This is a genomic window from Bifidobacterium sp. ESL1130 (genome assembly GCF_058507935.1).
This window is the reverse complement of sequence record NZ_CP196379.1, coordinates 1,736,265-1,753,995: the sequence shown is the minus strand read 5'-3', so window position 1 is coordinate 1,753,995 and position 17,731 is coordinate 1,736,265. Positions and strand designations below refer to the sequence as shown.

Sequence of the window (17,731 nt, the reverse complement as noted above, 5' to 3'; positions counted from 1 at the left end):
TTCATTTATTATCAGTCCAACCCGCTTATGATTAGTGAGTGCACCACAATCAGAAGCTGAAAGGATACCACAGTGCTTATTGCACAGCGTCCGACACTTACTGAGGAATCGTTGAGTCCTCAGCGTTCTCGCTTCGTCATTGAGCCCCTTGAGCCAGGCTTTGGCTACACCCTGGGCAACTCTTTGCGCCGCACTTTGCTGAGCTCCATCCCCGGGGCTGCCGTCACTTCCGTCCGCATTACCGGTGCACTGCATGAGTTCACCACGTTGCAGGGCGTTCAAGAAGATGTGACTGAGCTGTTGCTCAACATCAAAGGCATTGTGCTCACCAGCGAGTACGACGAACCTGTCGTTATGTACTTGCGTAAGAGCGGCAAGGGCGAAGCTACGGCGGGAGACATCACACCTCCGGCCGGTGTTACTGTCGCCAACCCCGACATGCACATCGCCACGCTGGCGGAAGACGGAGAGCTTGAGATCGAGTTCACCGTCGAGCGCGGCCGCGGCTATGTGCCGGCACAGATGAACAAGCAGGAGGGTGATGAAATCGGCCGTATTCCGGTGGATTCCATCTACTCCCCGGTGCTCAAGGTGAGCTACAAGGTCGAAGCTACCCGCGTGGAACAGCGTACGGACTTTGACAAGCTCATTCTGGACGTCGAGACCAAGCCAGCTATCTCCCCGCGCGATGCAGTTGCCTCCGCAGGTTCCACATTGGTCGAGCTCTTCGGCCTGTGCAAGGAACTCAACGAGCAGGCAGAAGGCGTCGAGGTGGGCCCCGCTCCCGTAGAGGAAGAGGAAAGCCCCGAGATGGCAGTGCCGATCGAGGAGCTCAACCTGACTCAGCGCAGCTACAACTGCCTGAAGCGTGAGGGCATCCACACGGTCGGCGAGCTGGTGGCTCACACCGAGCAGGATTTGCTCGACATCCGCAATTTCGGCATGAAGTCGATTGACGAAGTCAAGGAGAAGCTGGAGTCCATGGGGCTCTCGCTTAAGGCATCGCCGCTCGGTTTCGATACCAACAACCTGGAAGGTGGCACGTTCTTCTCGCCTGAGGACGAGTAAGCGTACCGCTTCAAATAAAGCAAGCCACTGGCCGTCCGGACGTTCGGGCGTATGCCCACCTGGACAGGTCAGCGGTATAAGGAGAAACAATGCCAAAACCAAGTAAAGGGCCTCGCCTCGCTTCGAGCCCGGCGCACGAGCGCCTTATGTTGGCAAATATGGCGACGAGCCTGTTCCGCCATGGCCGCATCGTCACGACGCTGCCGAAGGCCAAGCGTCTTCGTCCGCTCGTCGAGCGTCTCATCACGTTCGCCAAGCGTGGCGATCTGTCGAGCCGCCGTCGCGTGATGCGTGTGATTCGCGACAAGCACATCGTGCACCTGCTCTTCACGGAGATCGCCGAGAAGATGGGTCAGCGTGAGGGTGGCTACACTCGCATCATCAAGATTGCCCCCTCCAAGGGCAACAACGCGCCGCGCGCCATCATCGAGCTCGTCACCGAGCCGGTGAGCGCCAAGCAGTCTGTGGTCAAGGAAGCCGAGTCGGCTGCCAAGACCGTTGCTGCCGAAGAGCCGGAAGCGCCTAAGGACGAAAGCGCGGAGAAGGAAGCCCCTAAGGCTGACGATGCCGCTGCTGAGACCGAAGAGACGAAGGACGCCGAGTAAGTCGGGTCTGAAGTCTGCAAGAGGGCCGGGATAATAATCCTGGCCCTCTTTTGTATGTTGAGAGGCCATGGTGAGGCCGTGTGGAGGTCGTGTGGAGGGCATGTGGAGGGCACGCTGATATCTGTTGAGGCCATGGTGCGGTCATACTGAGTATCTGTTGAGCAGCTGTCTTTAGTCCAAACGCTGGTGGCCATTTCGTACTCGTCATGAGGGCTGCGAAACTGAAACCACGATACGCAAGACACATGCTGTGCGTATACTGGGGCGCATGCGATTACGGTTGGATTTGGCGTATGATGGCGGCGACTTTTACGGATGGGCGATTCAGCCCGGGCGCCGCACAGTGCAAGGTGAAGTAGAAACGGCGATATCGAAGATACTACGTGTCGAAGCGCTGGGCTTTGACGATGGTCTGGGGGAGAGCTTCCACGGAACGGAGAGCACCGAAGCTGGTGATGCTGGCGCATCTGGAGAATTGCTTGACGGGAGGAGTGCGGACGAGTCGTCAGATACGTCGAGTTCGGGTGAGGCGTCTGCGAATGAGACTCGTTCCGCAGACACAGTGAGCAGCGTTGCTAGTGGTAAATCTTCCGAACCCAACATTCCTGTTTCACACGGCAAAGTGCGTCTTACCGTCGCAGGCCGAACTGATACCGGGGTGCACGCCAACCATCAGGTGTGTCACATTGATGTGGCGCAGACAGTGCTTGCACGAGTGAACGGTCACATGGATGTGGGTGCGGTGAAAGCGTTTGAACGCCGTCTGCACGGCGTGCTGCCGGACGATGTGGTGTTGCTGAACGTTAGTGAGGCGCCGGCAGGGTTTGATGCCCGCTTCTCGGCGCTCGAGCGCACATATGTGTATCGGATAAGCGACAACAGCCGCCCGGTGGACCCACGCATGCGCAACTTTGTGCTGCATGTGGATGAGCTGTTGGATGTTGAGGCGATGAATCGTGCGGCGTCGTACGCGGTCGGCTTGCACGATTTCGGCTCATTTGCTACCCCCAACCCGGGAGGTACCACGATTCGCGAGGTAAAGGTGGCACGGTGGGACCGTATCGGGGCTCAGGCAGCGGCTGCTGAATATTGCGCTCAACCTGGTGGGGGCAGGACACTTGACGGTTCGCCTGTTATGGACAGAGCGCAGTACTCGCAGAGTGCGGTGCAGGCCGAACAGCCCGGTATGCTGCCTGTGGACCGGGACGTGAGGGTTGAGGAGCTTGTCGGAGATGAAGGCGCGCAGTACGGAGAGAATGAAGCTGCACAGCAAGCATCACGACATTATCAGGTACCTCAGCTGGAGGAGGGAATGCTGCATTTCACCATTGTGGCAGACGCGTTCGCTCGCAGCATGGTACGTTCTCTGGTCAACGCGCTGGTGAGTGTGGGGCGTGGCAAGAAGAGTGTGGCGTGGTTTGTGGATAAGCTGGAACACCCCTCACGCGAGGGCTTAACTGGGCCGATTGCAGCCAAAGGCCTGACGCTGGAACATGTGGACTACCCAGCTGACGCCGAGCTGGGAGAGCGGGCTCAGACCATTCGCGCCAAGCGCACGTTGCAATAGAGGCGGAGACCAGGCGGAGCGCTGCAAACCGGCGTTGCTTGTGGCCTATTACTCGCCACGCCCAGTGCTGATAAGGAGTTGCCATAGGGTAGGGGCTGACTTATACTTGAAAAGTTGCGTAAGCAATGGATAAGTGTCCGAGCGGTCTAAGGAGCACGCCTCGAAAGCGTGTGAGGGGAAACCCTCCGCGAGTTCGAATCTCGCCTTATCCGCCAAGGCCTTCCGGATTCCACCCCGGGAGGCCTTCTTCTTTCTTCAGGTTATGTAGCAGAACGTGGGCTTTATGGATTGGTTCAGCGTGTCGCTTGTTGTGCTCAGCGATTACGGACCCATCCTTTCCTCTGACATATAGCCCATCTCCGCTGCTGGATCCGATAACGGTACTGCTGACAGATACAGGTGTGATGGTGCGGGACGTCGTTGCACTGTGCACGTTGGTGCTGTCGGTTCCGTTGCGTGGAGGTGTGCGTGCGCGGTGGAACCGTCGGTGAGGTGGGGTTAGCGTCGGTTTTGCTGCGCAGAGGTGCTAACGCGCGGCAGAACCGTCAGTGAGGTGGGGTTAGCGTCGGTTTTGCTGCGCAGAGGTGCTAACGCGCGGTAAAAACGTTGGTGAGGTGGGGTTAGCGTCGGTTCTGTTGCGCAGAGGTGCTAACGCGCGGTAAAAACGTTGGTGAGGTGAGGTCAGTGACGGTTTTGTTGCGTGGAGCGCCGATATACGGGGTATGTAACAAAACGAGGGTTGCCGCGGACGCTTATTCGCACGCGGCAACCCTCGTTTAGGTTACTGTCGGTTATAGTACGCTCTTCTGACCGTCCGGCATATGCGCTGGCTTGGCAGGAAGACGGTGCAGCACCACAAGGTTGTGGATGGCGAAGCCGATAGACACCACGCCCATCATATAGAACCACGGGTTGTTTGCCGGGGAGAAGTACGGGCTGATGAGATTCCACATGTTCGTTGGCAGGAACGAGTTGACTGTGCCGACGAGGATAATCCACGCAAGCACCCACGAGGCACCTGTACGAGTGCCGCGCTTTGCCCAGTAAATGCCCGGTACAGTGGCCATGATGACGTTGGTGAAGATGTACCACTTGAACATGCCTGGGTCGTTCATGAACACACGGAAGAGGTTGATTGTGGCGATGAAAAACACCACTTGCTCGAGCACTTTTTTCCAAGCGTAAGAGACCGGCACTTGGCCGCCGCCGACTGCCGGATCGTCGCCCCAGATGGACTGCCGCTCAGTGTAGATGGTCTTATACAGGCAGTAAGTCTCGAAACCTACCCACACGCACTCGGCGATAGAACCACCCACGAAGAACCAGAAGCCGCCAGTTGCTGCAGCTGCGGTGCCGAAGACGAAAATGCCCATTGCGTCGAGTGCAAAGTAGTAGGTGTGCATAAGGACCGGGTATGGAGAATGTCCTTCTCTACGTACGAGTAGGAAGCTCCATATGTATTCCAGGAAGCCGACGATGAAGGTGATGATCACCACCGTCAGTGTTAGTGCAAACCAGCGATTGCTCGGGTCTAGGGCTTTGACGAAGTCCTGAAGCGAGTAGTTCGATGGATTGCTTGGATATGTCGCGAAAATCTTCTGAATCATCGTACAGCCTCCTTGCTATGAGGTGTGATGTATGCTGTACCACCTGTGCTGATGCTATGTTGCCGCAGCACTGGCATCGCGCCTCAATACCCAGCATATGAGGGGAATGTTGAAGGTGCTGAGCATTTGCCCATGAGGGCAAGTATGGCCGTCGGTAGTATAATGTGATGCGTCTCACTTTTTGAGAATGACGCTGGCGTGTGGTGCGGCTCCGCGGATGTATTTCCCGTCCCGAATCGTTCCGTGAGTACTTTTCCGCGTGGTGTGTGGTGTGCTGGTTTTGGAGATCGCCGGAATATCAACGTTCTTGGTGTGGTGGTAACTGTGCCATCCGTGGGAAAGTGCTCACGGAACGAACTGATTGTGGTGTTGGTGCGTTCAGTAGGGACGAAAAGCAGGATATGGCGTTGTGTCAATATTGCAGTTTGGTGGATTTTCAACGTTCTGGGTTTGGGCATAGGGCGTTTTGAGTGGTTTTCCCCTACTGAATGAGTACGTTTGGTCATTATCGGGCATCGTTGTGATTGAAATGTACGCAACTCTGCTGGTTGGTGGTGTTTTTGCGTACGTTTCGGTTGTTTACAGGTGTTGCTGTTGGGGTTTGATGGAATATCAACATTTTGTTGTAGTGGTCATCGTGCAATCTGTGGAACGTTACTCATGCAATGAGGAGCTTGTGGTTGGGGTGGTTATGGGGAAGGCCCGCACTGTTGTAGTGTGGGCCTTCTGATTATGGTTGCCGGCTGGGTTGCTTGTTATTCGTTCACCGCATAACCAATGTAATCAAGGGTTATTTGGTGGTTCGTTTGTTGCGTAGGTGGGTGAGTATGGCTGCCATAGTGAGGAGTCCTAGGGCGATGAGGGTGCCGAGTAGGATTCCAGAACCGCCGGTGAAGGGCATGCGTTGGACGGTCTTGTTATACACCACGTTCACGGTCAGAGAGCGGTCGGAAGTGTCCGGGTTGGCCGGGTCGGTGGGTGCGAACGTCACTGATGGGTTGTCGGTGGTGCCGTCATGCTTGATACCGGTGATCTCACTGACGACCGGTGTCTTGGCAATATAACCTGACACGTTGGGACTGTTGACCTTCGGCATGGTAGTAGCCGGAGTATTAGCGCTGCTGGCCTGCCATACGTATTTGCTCCAGTTGGGTGAACCGTCGATCGAGTCATACGCGGTGTTGTGGATCTGATGCTGTGTCCAGGTCACTGTCTGGGTTACGTCTGCTGGTGGGGCGTCTACGGTGTTGTGGTTGAGTTTGTAGTGGATGGTTCTCACTGTCTTCTTAGAGATGTCCTTTTCCGGGTTGGCTTGGATGTACAGGTATTCGTCCTGATCAGTGTTGTTGTCCATGTCGAAGCTGGTGTTCAACTGGAAGGTGATGGTGCGCTTGCTATCGGTGCCGGGGGTAAGCTGAGTCAGGCCTGAGCTCAGTTCTGCTGCATGGTCGTGGCCGCCGAGTTGCACACTGTACTTTGAGAGTATGTTGGTTGCGGCGGTGCCGGAGAGTCCGGTGAAGGTTTCTCCTAAACCAGTGTTTTCGGTGCCGTCGGATGGCTGCCAGGAGGTTCCGTTGCTGGGAGTCGCGTCACAGTCCTTGCCACTGCTGGCGTCTGCACTGTTGGTGTAGCAGGGTACGGTGATGACGTGCACGTTGAGTTTCTGGGTGGCGAGCGTGTAGAAGTAGTAGACGTCGGTGGTGCCCCAGCCGGCAGTGGATCCTGCTGTGCCTGCGGCGACGATGTCACCGTTGGCGTTGTATGAGCGTCCGGTTTCTCCTGGGTAGGGGACGGTGAGGTTGCCGGTGGCCCAGACGGTTTTGCCGCTGTTCTTGTTCGCCAGGGCAGTCAGTCCTGCAACGCTGGAGTCTGTGGTGCCCAAAGTCGAAGCGATGGTTTGCCGTTGTGCCGCGGTCAGTGAGCTCAAATCAGCGACGGTTAACGGTCGGTAACCGGCCACGTTGGTGGGTGTGGCAGGAGCGGAAGCGGTGCCCTTGACCCCAGTGATGCTATTCGCCTTACCGGTCGGATCGCCTGCTGTGGCGGTGACGGCTGACAGTGGTTGTCCGTCAGTGCCTACGTAATGGGACTTGACCACTGTCTGACCAGAGGCTGCGACGGTTTGGATTTGGTTGTTGTCGCTGATGGTGTTGCCGATAATGGTGCCTGCGGTGTCGGTGGCGACAATGCTGAGCTTCGTCAGCGTGTAGGGGTCGGAGAAGCCAAATCGGTAGTTTTGGGCAATGAGCGTGGCCGCATTGCGCAACGCGCCGTGGTAATAGTTGAGAGTGGCCTGTACATCGGCCTCGATGTTGGAGTTTGGTGCCGCTGCTGATGGGCTGTTGCGGGTGTTGGTTTCGATTTGCGCATCGGTGAGCAGGGTATCGGCATATTTGAGGTTGATGGCAAGCCGGTAGTTGCCCTTGGAAAGACGCGAGTAGTAGTATGCGCTTGTGCTGCTGTTGTCGGCGAGCTGCCTGAGCGTGGCGGCACTTTGGTTGTCTCCGCCATTTGTCCATGGAATCCACTTGGTGGAGCATGCGCTCGAGTCGTACCCGGTGGTGGCGCTGCCGGGCCAGCTTTGGATGGTTCTGCTTGCTGCGGACACGTAGTCGCTGCACAGCACCAACGGTGAGGATTGCGGAATGAGATCCTGAGTGTTTGACGTGAGCAGGAAGTTTAATTTCAGGTCATCCTGCTTGATGGTTCCGGTCTGGCCGCCGCTGCTCTGCAACTGCTGAAGCACGGTGTTGTTGGCGATGCGCTCACTGAACCGCACGTCGGCTATATCGGTGTGTTCGGTGTAGGTCACGTAGCCGAAGGCGTTTTGGGCAAGTTGGGTTATGGTGGTGGTCGCCGGAGCGGAGGAGAAGGCGAACGTGTAGCTTTGTGGCGTTGGCAAGGGAGTGTTGTTGTTGAGGCTGTACACGTCGATGGTGTTGTTGAACGGCATTTTGCGTCGTACGTCGGCAGGCGTGCCGAAATTGAGGTCCATGACCCATTGGCCGCTGACGTTGAACACTTCGGTTCCCATGCCGCCGCTGGTTTGCGTTACTGCGAGCGTGATGCACTGCAGTGATGGGTCAAACCCGACGGTGCCGACCTGGTTGCCGTTGTTGTCGGTGAGCGCTACCCTTCCGCCCCATTCGCTTAGTGTTGCCTTGGCGCCTGTGGGGTCGGTGCTGGTTTGCCTGATGACGGCGATGACAATGGTGTTTCCTGCTATGAGGTCCGATGCGTTGACGGTGAATGCGGCGGTGACGCCCAGTCGTGCTTCTTCGTTGTACGCTTTGGATGCGTAATTGGGTTGTGCAGTGCCGTCAAGACCGTTTAGTAAGGAGACGCCGGAGCTTACGGCGTTGACCACGCTTCCTTGCGTGGAAATGGTAGGTGCGCCGCCGGCGGGGGAGATGGCGGCACTTGGTTCAGTGCCTAGAGTGCCGGTTTTGCTGGGGGGGGGGTAATGTCATTGCTATTTTGAGCTGCTCCAGCTGGAACTTGAGCTTCGATGGCGGAACCGTCCGCATAGGTGGCAGCACCGGCGGCGAAGGTGGCGAGCAATGTAGCTGTGGCAGCGATGCAGGCGACCAAGCGTGTGCGTGCGGGCTTTGCGGCAAGTGCTCGCGTTGTGCTCGCCGTGGTGGGGGACATGCTCATGATTCGTCCTTTGCTGTCTGTTGTCCACATGTTGCCGTCGCTGCCGACCGGTGCGTAGTGCTTCTGACGGGTACGAAGGTTCTTATGCATTTTCGATTATGTGATTATGGATTTGCGGCAACGATAGACGCCAAATCCAATGCTTCAATCAATGTACTCTGTAATATTGACAATTAATGCATATATCTCGCATAAGAATGCGGGACACTGTGCACTGTTCAAACTGCGATCAGGCAAATTTTTGTTGGGATTTCAACGTTTCCTTGTTCATCGGCTTCACATTATGTATTACTGAGCAAGCAAATTCGGCTTCAGCTTTCTTGTGCGCTCGCTGATGGATGGGCCATCATGTGTTGGTTGTTGGTTGTGTGCGGCGGTGTGATAGCAATAGGTAAGGCCCGCACTTTGAGTGTGGGCCTTGTGGCTATGGTTGCTGGTTGGTGGGGCTACCGGTTGGTGGCTGTTTTCTTGTTGCGCATATGAGTGAGGAGCGCTGCAAGAGCAAGGAGTGCTAGGGCTGCTGCACCACCGAGCGCCGCTCCCACGCCGCCTGTGAAGGGCATGCGGGTGATAGCTTTGTGATAGATCACGGTCACGTCCAGTGTGCGGTTGGATGTGTTGGGGTTGGCGGAGTCGGTGGCGGTGAACGTGGTGCCGGGGTCGTCGGTGGTGCCGTTGGCTGTGATGCCGGTGATGGCGTTCACCGTGCGCGGGTTGGTCAGGTAGCCGGCTTTCGACGGGGTGACGGCATCGAACCCGGTGGTGTCGGTGTTGTGCCAGTTGTTGTAATGCTGGGGCGGCTCGTTGGGGTAGATGACATCGTAGAAGAGGTCTTCTTTCCATGTACTTGTTTGAATGGTGTCTGGGGCTGCGCTGGTGCCGTCGGCGTACTGGTGGTGGATGGTGCGGGTGATGGTTTTCACTCCGGCGTCTTTCTTGATTTGGTTGTTTTTCAGGTAGATGGTGATTGTGGTGTCATTGTTGGGGATGCTGGTGTTCAAAGTGAACGTGCGGGTTTTGGTGGTGTCGCTGCTTTCGGCGACCGTGACTTCAGGGGGTACGCCGACTGCGCGGTCTGCTCCGAAGAGTTTGTCGGTGTAGTTCAGGATTTCGTGCACAGGGGTTCCCGGTATGTTGGTGAACGTTTGTTGGTGGGCGGTGACGGGTTGACTGCCGGTGCAGGAGGCCCAGTCGTTGTTGGCGGGCGTGCAACTGTCGGGGACTTTCAAATATTGGATGGTGATGGTGCGGTTGTCTGGGATGTAGAAGTAGTACACGTCGGTGGTGCCCCAGCCGGTGGTGGAGCCGGCTGTCCCTGCTGCCACGATGTTTCCGGCGCTGTTGTAGGTTTTGCCTGTTTCTCCCGGGTAGGGGACAGTGAGGCTGCTGGTGGCCCATACGGTTTTACCACTGTTCTTGTTGGCGAGAGCGGTCAAACCGGCGACACTGCTGTCTGAAGTCCCGAGGGTGGTGGCGATGGTGGCTCGTTGTGCCGCGGTCAGTGAACTGAGGTCAGCAGCGGTCAATGGTCGATAGCCAGCTATATTCGCAGGTGTGGCGGGAGCGCTAGCGGTGCCTTTGCTGCCGGTAATCGAGTTCGCTTTGCCGGTCGGGTCACCCGCGGTGGCGGTGACTGGTGACATTGCGCGTCCGTCGAGCCCTACATAGTGAGACTTCACCGCTGTCTGGCCGGAAGATCCCATGCTTACTGGCGTACTGGTCTGTGTTCCAGTATGGGTTGTGTTAATGGCGGTGTCGTCGAGTGCTGTAATGCTGTTGGTGGCGCTGCGGTATTGATCGGGAACGTTGAATCCGTACTGGAAGTAGAAATAACTGGCTCTGTTTTTGAGTGCGCCGTGATAGTACTTGACGGTTGCGTCGAGGTCGGCTGTTGGATTGATACTGGCGGCGAGTCCTGCGTTCGCTCTGGCGTTGGTGCGAATCTGGTCATCGGTCAGAACGGTATCGGCGGCTTTGAAATTCATACCTACAAGGTAGGTGTACTTGCTTGCGGTATTAGTGCTTGACTGTCGAGAGTAATACACCACAGACGTAGCAGACTGTGAGGCTTGAGATTTTAGCGTCGACCATGGCACGTTGTCTCCAGCATCTTTCATTGGTATAGATGTTTTGATTTCAGGGTCGGGATATCCAGCTAGATCATTGACTTGTCCGGGTCTTCCCTGGATAGTGTTTGATTCGGCTGAGACGAGATAGTTGCCAAGGTAAACGGTGAGATAGCTTGGCGAGAGGTCTTGCGTGGACGTGAACTGATAAGCGCGCACAATATCGGTATTCGGGTTGACCGATCCTGAAGCGCCTATGCTGTTCTGCAATTGCATGAATACGGTATCGTTGGGGATACTGTTGTCAAATATCATGGGGCGTGCGATGAACCAATTTGGATTGGCTTCTTCGTAGAAGTAGTTTTTTGATTGAGAAGTCGCATAATGGGTATCGGCGACTTTGTTGAAATGGAACGGATAATCTCGCCTGACTCCGAGAGTTCCACTAATGCCTGTGTTTGAATCGTACGCGCCGATTTGAATGGTGTTGTCGAAGGGCATTCTGGCGCGGATCATGTTGTCAGTCCACTGGTTGAATACCATGCTGCGCGGTACGGAGAAGCTGAGTGCTTGTGAGCCAACACTTGTTGAGGTTTTGGTCACTTCAAGCACAAGCGCATGTCCCCAAGTGGGGTGAGATTCTTGGAAACCAATGTTACCTATGGGGTTGCCTGTGGCGTCGTTGATGGTTGGGGATCCGCCGTTACCTACGAGCTGTGCTTTATCGTCGGGTCCGCCGGATGTGGCGATGGTGAACGGAGAGATAAGAATTTCGTTGCCTGCGACAAGAGCGCTGGAGTTTACTGTGAATGTACCCGCAACGCCAAAAACGGTGCCTTCGTTGCCTGCTTTGGTTTGCAGTGTGGTTGGCTGATCTACAGTTGAATTGAGCTGGAGCAGTCGTACATTGGGATTAGTGGCAGTGATACGCGCACCGCGCGTTGAGATGGATGAGGTTGGTTCAGTTCCTAGCGTGCCGGTTCTGCTGGGGGGGGGGTAATGTCATTGCTATTTTGGGAGGCTGCGTCTGCTGTTTGGGTTTCGCTGGCGGTGTTGCCGGCAAAAGCATCCGAGCCTGCGGCGAAGGCGGTGAGCAGGGTGGCTACGGCGGCGATGCCGGCGACCAAACGCGCGCGTGCGGACTTTGCGGCAAGTGCACGCGTTGTGCTCGCCGTGGTAGGGGGCTTGCTCATGATTCGTCCTTCTATAGTAGTCGTCGTCTGCTGTCCAAATTCGGAAGGCTTGCTGCCTACTGGTGTTGATCACTTTTGGAAGGTGATACGACGGTTCTTTTTATAAGTTTCGGTTATGCAATAATGGCGTTTGCTGCAAACCAGAACAAGCAAAACCAATACTCAAACAAGAGTATCCTTTAATATTGACAAATAATGCATATACCTCGCATAAGAATGTAGGGCAGCGAGCGTTTTGCAAACCGCCGTCAAGCAAAAATCCGTGCAGCTAAGCGCAATGCCGCGGCCAATGTCCAATGTCCAGCACTGTCAAAAGAGATACAGCGCGGCAAATCCGTCGCCCGGAAGACGCCAGCGACGGAACATGAGGGGTGAACCGCACTGGTGGTGTGCGGCTCACCCCTCATGGTCATTGGTTGCCGATTATTGATTTATTGATTGGTTTGCTTGTTGCGTAGGCGGACCAGCACGGCTGCCACGGCAAGCAGCGCCAAGGCGATGATGCTACCGAGCAATACCCCCGTGCCTCCGGTGAAGGGCATGCGTTGGACGGTCTTGTTGTAGACCACGTTCACGGTCAGGGTGCGGTCGGAGGTGTTCCGGTTGGCTGGGTCGGTGGGGTCGAAGTACACGACTTCGTAGCGGCCTGATGCGTCGTAGCCGGTGCCGTTTCCCATATTGTCGAGGCCGACGATTTTGCTGACGACCGGTGTTTTGGCGATATAGCCGGGGATGGTGGGGCTGTTGACCTCGCTCATGTTGACCAGGCCTTTACCGGTGTCGGCGGTGCGCCATGCGTTTTTGTCCCAGTTGGGTGAGCCGTCGATCTGGTCGTAGGCGACGTTGTGGATTTGGTGTTGCGTCCAGGTGATGGTCTGGGTCACGTCGGCTGGTGGGGTGTCGATGGTGTTGTGGTTGAGTTTGTAGTGGATGGTTCTGGTTGTGGTTTTGGTGATGTCTTTTTCTGGGTTGGCTTGGATGTACAGGTATTCGTTTTGGTCGGTGTTGTTGTCCGTGTCGTAGGTGGTGTTCAATTTGAAGCTGATGGTGCGTTTGGTGCCGGCGGTGCTTGGTGCCAGTTGGGTGATGCCGTTGCTCATGCTGACAGGGTGGTCTTTGCCGCCGAGTTGCACCGTGTATTTGGTGAGCGTGTTGGTGGCGGTGGTGCCGGAGAGTCCGGTGAAGGTTTCGCTGCGGCTGGTGTCTTCCGTGCCGTCGGAGGGTTGCCAGCTGGTGCCGTTGCCGGGGACAGCGTCGCAGTCCTTACCGCTGTTGGCATCGGCAGAGTTGGTGTAGCAGGGGACGGTGATGACATGTACGTTGAGTTTCTGCGTGGCGAGTGTGTAGAAGTAGTAGACGTCGGTGGTGCCCCAGCCGGTGCTGGAGCCTGCGGTTCCGGCTGCGACGATGTCGCCTGCCGTGTTGTAGGTTTTGCCGGTTTCTCCTGGGTAGGGGACGGTCACGTTGCCTGTGGCCCATACGGTTTTACCGCTGTTCTTGTTCGCCAGTGCGGTCAGTCCGGCCACACTGGAGTCTGTGGTGCCGAGGGTAGAAGCGATGGTCTGTCGTTGTGCCGCGGTCAGCGTGCTGAGATCGGCGACGGTCAACGGCCGGTAACCGGCAACATCGGCCGGCGAGGCGGGAGCGGAAGCAGTGCCTTTGGTTCCGGTGATTGAATTGGCTTTCCCGGTCGGGTCGCCGGCCGTGGCGGTGACGGGATTCACGGAGCTGCCGTCGAGGCCGAGGTAGTGGGACTTTACCGCTGTCTGGCCGGCTGCGGCAATGGATACCGGGCTGGTATATCCGGTTCCTTTACTCCAATCAGCGTCATCAATATTGCACATCGTATAGGTAATTAATGATTTTTTGTACTGGTCGGTAAGTTGGAAACTCGGGACGATGAAGATGTAGGTGGCACTGTTGCCGAGTGCTTTGGAATAGAAGTTTTTTGTAGCCTGCACGTCGGCCTCGATGTTTGAGGTTGCCGCTGCCGGGTCGGGGTTTTTCCTGGTATTCGATTCCAACTCTGCTGGAGTGAGAATGGTATCGGCGTATGTGAGGGTGACTGCTATCGCATATTGTCCATTGTCTTGCAATGAGTAATAGGCCCCGGACTTCCCGGTCGCTGCGATTTGAGCTTGCATATTGGCGAAGCTTACGTTGTTGCCTGCGTTGGTATAGGGGATTGTTCTGGTTGTCATAGCGGATTCATTGTATGCTGGATATGTGCTTCCTACGGCAGCTTGGATGCGACCGGTGGCGGCGGAAACGTAGTAGGAACCTAACTCTACAGTGATGGTGCTGGGGATAATGCTCTGATTGTCGAGCCATGCGAAGTAATTACGACGGATTGCGTATCCTTGTGAGGATACGCCAGAGGCTCCTCCGGTATTTTGCAAAGTCTGGAATGCTGAGGCGGACGTGATGCGGTCGGTGAAACGATTGTCCATGAAGTTAAAGCTTGTGGTGCGTGCGTTGATCATTGACACGTTGGAGTAGTAATTGGTTGCATCGGTGGTTTTTTGCGGAGCGTTGAAGTGGAAGTTGTAGTTGTGCGGTGTGCCGAAGGTGCCGGTTCTGCCGCTGCTGGCATCAAAGGTGCCTACTTTGAGTGTGTTGTCGTAGGGCATGCGGCGCAGGACTTCTGGAGGAGTGGCCCAGTTGAGATCGAATAGCCATGTTGTGGAGAAGGTGAATGTGATGATGCCGCTTGCCGCGGATGTGTTGGTGACATCGAGCACCACCGACGGCCCCCATGAGGGTTGATCTTTGACGTATCTGACGATGCCGAGCTCGTTGCCTGAGCTATCGTTGACCTTCAGACCGCTGCTATTGCCGGAAAAATTAACCTTGGCTCCGGCTGCGTCTGTGGTGGTTTGCGCCACGGGGGCAAGCAGGATGGTGTTGCCTTGTGCTGCGTCGATGGCATTGATGGTTGCCGTGCCGCTGATGCCGAGTCGAGCGTTCTGAGCTGCACTCAGTGTGACTTGTGCAGGGACTTCTGTGGTGGTCTCGTTATAGAGAAGTTTTACGTTTGCTTGGGTGGCGACTGCTTCGGCGCCTTGTGTAGAGATGCTTGCGGTTGGTTCAGTTCCTAGCGTGCCGGTTCTGCTGGGGGGGGGGTAATGTCATTGCTATTTTGGGAGGCTGCGTCTGCTGTTTGGGCTTCACTGGCGGTGTTGCCGGCATGGGCGACTGAGCCTGCGGCGAAGGCGGTGAGCAGGGTGGCTACGGCGGCGATGCCCGCAACCAGGCGCGTGCGTGCGGACTTTGTGAAATCGCCGTGTTCGGCGCGGTTGGTGGTGGGAAGCGTGCTCATGTTGTACGTCCTCTTGGTCTGTGGTTGTTCCGTATATGTCCGTATGCCGGGGTGTATGGCACTACCAGTGCTTCAGGCCGCCGTGCGGAATATGTTCTGTTGTATTGTGGTGTCTGCGTGAACAATCGAGATGAACACTCGAGAGTGAACATCGGAGCGGAACCACGCTGTGTTCTACGATACTCGTGAATATTGACAATTAATGCATATACGATGCATACGAACAACTGTTGGGGAATGATTCTTAAACCGGTAGGTGTTGCGTGATGAGGAAAAGGCTGTGGTACTGAGGGGCGCAAGTGCGGTGCGCGTAACCGGTCGGCGTTGTGTTGTCGTTGTTGTGTCAATGGCGGTGCTACCGTGGAATCACATCTTCAAGGAGGAGACGATGATCCGCATAGCTGTGGTGGACGATGACGAGCACGACGCCTCGCAGACCAAATCCATGATCGACCGCTACTACGAAGGACGGGAGTCGGCGTATTGCGTATCCACGTTCGGTGACGGCGAGTCTTTGCTCAAGGCCTACAATCCTCAAGATCGGCAGCTTGATGACGGCGGACAGCGCGACGGCATCCACGAGCGTCGTGATTCGTACCGGAATCCTAAAGCGGCCGAAGGCTCTCTGGCAGCGGCATCCTCCGCATCGTCCCGCTCTGTATTCGATTGCATTTTCATGGACATTGAAATGCCCGGCATCAGCGGTCTGGAGACCGCACGCAAGCTGCGCTTGATAGACACCGATGTGGTACTGATCTTCACCACGGTGATGGCGCAGTACGCAACCGCCGGCTACGACGTGGATGCCATAGGCTACCTTGTCAAGCCGCTGCAATATTACGGTCTGGCGCTCAAAATGAGCAAGGCAGAAAGCCTGATGCGTGAGCGCCGCGGGGTCACTGTCCCTATTCACAGTGCAGGCGGGGTGGAGTACATCCGTTCGGCTGACGTGCGGTATGTGGAGGTATACAGCCACGAGATCCTCTACCATGTGGGAGCGCAGCGGGTGCTCAAGGCGTGGGGCACGTTGCGCTCCACGGCACAGGCCTTTGAAGGCGAACCGTTCGTGATGGCTTCGCGCTATTGTCTGGTCAACTTGCGGTGGGTGAGTGGGTGCGGCGGTGGCACCGTGAGTGTGGATGGTGAGGAGCTGCAGGTGAGCCGCGCCAGAAAGAAACCGCTGATGCAGGCGCTCGCGGCATATTACGGAGGCTGACGTGCATTACGACATTCGGCTTTCGTTCTTCATAGTGGAACTGATGGTTGCCACGGCATTGTTCAGTTCGCGTCGGCAGTGGCGTTGTTCGTGGAGGCTGCTGGCCGTTCCGGCAGTGGTGTTGGTTTACGGTTTCGGTGTTGACGGTGAGGGGTTGGGGCGGTTTTCTCCGGTCTCTCAGACCTGGTATGAAGCCTTGGTCTACTACGCCTCGTGTGTGGCGGTTCTCGTGCTGCTGACGCGTTTGGTTACGCATGCCTCATGGGTGGAGGCGCTTATTACCGTATGTGCCGGGTATGCAGTGCAGCACATCGCCTATGATGTGCTTAAATTTATCCTCATCGTTGCCGGCGCTCGCGGAGACGTGTATTTCACGCTTCCTTATTACGTCTTATATCTGTCAGTATATGTGCTCACGTATGCACTATCGTGGCTGGTGGTTGGGCGTCGATTCAGCGCCAATCATGAGGCGCTTCGGCACAAGCCCATGTGGGTACTCGGGGCATTGGGTCTCCTGCTCTTCGTGATTGTGGCGAACCTGGTGGTGGGTGTGGGCTGGCCGGTGCAGGTACAGACCTCGCTGGTGTTGTACGACGCCATCTGCACAGCGCTGGTGCTCACTGCTCTCAACATCGCTGCCACGAACGACAGGCTTAAGGAAGACCTGCTGAGCATGCGCCGGACCGCACGCATGCAACGCCGCCATTATGAAATGTCGCGCGCCGGCATGGAACAGATCAACATCACCTTCCATGATCTGCGCAAACGGCTCAACGCCATATCGGGCAGTGGTGCGGCACCCGCGCTGGTGGATCAGGCGCAGCGTGCGGTGACCCAGGTCGATTCGCTCTTCCACACCGGCAACCCGGCTTTGGACGTGGTGCTTTCGCAGCAGAGCCTGTACTGCTCCAAGCACGGCATTGCCTTTACCTGCATGGCAGACGGGTCGGCGCTGGATTTCATGGATGATGACGACCTGTACTCCCTGTTCGGCAACATGCTTGACAATGCGGTTGAGGCGGTGATGAAGCTGGACGATTCGCACCTGCGGGTCATTGACATGAACGTGGAAGCCAAGGCGGGCTTTGTGCGAGTGGAGGAACGCAATTACTTTGCGGGTGAGTTGACCATGGTGGGCGGTCTGCCGCGCACCACGCATGCGGATGTGAATCTTCACGGTTTCGGCATGCGCTCCATGGCGCAACAGGTGAAGCATTACGACGGGACGATGCGCGTGCGCACACAGGATGGGGTCTTCACACTATCGGTAGTTTTTCCTCAGGCATCGCGCTCCTGAACCATGTTCCTGAACCGTTGGCGCGGTGGAGATGCCAGTTCGCGCGCTCGCCTCCCTGTGGCTCCCATTCCGTCCTAGCCTAAGACCGTACTGTAACGGCTGCGTTCGGCGACAAGCCATGGCTGCGGTCGGAATC

At 56.4% G+C, this 17,731-nt stretch carries 13 protein-coding genes and 1 tRNA gene; 6 read left to right on the top strand and 8 right to left on the bottom strand.

Going from position 1 to position 17,731, the window contains the following annotated elements; all coding sequences use genetic code 11:
- Positions 1-72 precede the first annotated feature (72 nt).
- The 4 genes from ACSYSO_RS06850 to ACSYSO_RS06835 all read left to right on the top strand — a co-directional run bounded on the left by ACSYSO_RS06850 (position 73) and on the right by ACSYSO_RS06835 (position 3,455).
- Entirely contained in the window at positions 73-1,068 is a 996-nt protein-coding gene (locus ACSYSO_RS06850) for a DNA-directed RNA polymerase subunit alpha (RefSeq protein ID WP_489799559.1), read from the top strand.
- Between the two features lie 89 nt (positions 1,069-1,157).
- Entirely contained in the window at positions 1,158-1,673 is a 516-nt protein-coding gene (rplQ, locus tag ACSYSO_RS06845) for a 50S ribosomal protein L17 (RefSeq protein ID WP_489799561.1), read from the top strand.
- Between the two features lie 268 nt (positions 1,674-1,941).
- Positions 1,942-3,240, top strand: a complete 1,299-nt coding sequence (locus ACSYSO_RS06840) for a tRNA pseudouridine synthase A (protein WP_491701720.1) — start codon at positions 1,942-1,944, stop codon at positions 3,238-3,240.
- Between the two features lie 127 nt (positions 3,241-3,367).
- Positions 3,368-3,455 (top strand) — tRNA-Ser (locus tag ACSYSO_RS06835).
- Positions 3,456-4,031: 576 nt separating this feature from the next.
- Here the strand turns inward: ACSYSO_RS06835 and ACSYSO_RS06830 are convergent.
- The 7 genes from ACSYSO_RS06830 to ACSYSO_RS06800 form a co-directional block, all read right to left on the bottom strand.
- Positions 4,032-4,847 carry a hypothetical protein gene (locus tag ACSYSO_RS06830; RefSeq protein ID WP_491701719.1) on the bottom strand — a complete coding sequence of 272 codons (816 nt, stop codon included), beginning with the start codon at positions 4,845-4,847 and terminating at the stop codon, positions 4,032-4,034.
- A gap of 790 nt (positions 4,848-5,637) precedes the next feature.
- Entirely contained in the window at positions 5,638-8,214 is a 2,577-nt protein-coding gene (locus ACSYSO_RS06825) for a mucin-binding protein (RefSeq protein WP_491701718.1), read from the bottom strand.
- Between the two features lie 65 nt (positions 8,215-8,279).
- Positions 8,280-8,594 (bottom strand): hypothetical protein, encoded by a 315-nt coding sequence (locus ACSYSO_RS06820; RefSeq protein ID WP_491701717.1) that lies wholly within the window; start codon positions 8,592-8,594, stop codon positions 8,280-8,282.
- A 356-nt stretch (positions 8,595-8,950) separates the two neighbouring features.
- Positions 8,951-11,182 (bottom strand): mucin-binding protein, encoded by a 2,232-nt coding sequence (locus ACSYSO_RS06815; protein WP_491701716.1) that lies wholly within the window; start codon positions 11,180-11,182, stop codon positions 8,951-8,953.
- 356 nt (positions 11,183-11,538) lie between these two features.
- Positions 11,539-11,763, bottom strand: a complete 225-nt coding sequence (locus ACSYSO_RS06810; RefSeq protein WP_489799571.1) for a hypothetical protein — start codon at positions 11,761-11,763, stop codon at positions 11,539-11,541.
- Between the two features lie 431 nt (positions 11,764-12,194).
- Complete coding sequence (locus tag ACSYSO_RS06805; protein WP_491701715.1) at positions 12,195-14,648, bottom strand: mucin-binding protein; 2,454 nt, start codon at positions 14,646-14,648, stop codon at positions 12,195-12,197.
- Between the two features lie 209 nt (positions 14,649-14,857).
- Entirely contained in the window at positions 14,858-15,082 is a 225-nt protein-coding gene (locus ACSYSO_RS06800) for a hypothetical protein (protein WP_489799997.1), read from the bottom strand.
- Between the two features lie 388 nt (positions 15,083-15,470).
- Here ACSYSO_RS06800 and ACSYSO_RS06795 point away from each other — a divergent pair, with 388 nt between their 5' ends.
- Positions 15,471-16,298, top strand: a complete 828-nt coding sequence (locus ACSYSO_RS06795; RefSeq protein WP_489799998.1) for a LytR/AlgR family response regulator transcription factor — start codon at positions 15,471-15,473, stop codon at positions 16,296-16,298.
- Between the two features lie 424 nt (positions 16,299-16,722).
- On the opposite strand, the gene ACSYSO_RS06790 is transcribed toward ACSYSO_RS06795, so the two are convergent.
- The gene (locus ACSYSO_RS06790; protein ID WP_489800033.1) at positions 16,723-17,343 is read right to left on the bottom strand and encodes a methyltransferase; all 621 of its coding nucleotides are present in this window, start codon (positions 17,341-17,343) and stop codon (positions 16,723-16,725) included.
- On the opposite strand from ACSYSO_RS06790, the gene ACSYSO_RS06785 reads away from it, so the two are divergent.
- Entirely contained in the window at positions 17,233-17,595 is a 363-nt protein-coding gene (locus ACSYSO_RS06785) for an ATP-binding protein (protein ID WP_491702079.1), read from the top strand. The genes ACSYSO_RS06790 and ACSYSO_RS06785 overlap by 111 nt on opposite strands.
- Positions 17,596-17,731: the final 136 nt, after the last annotated feature.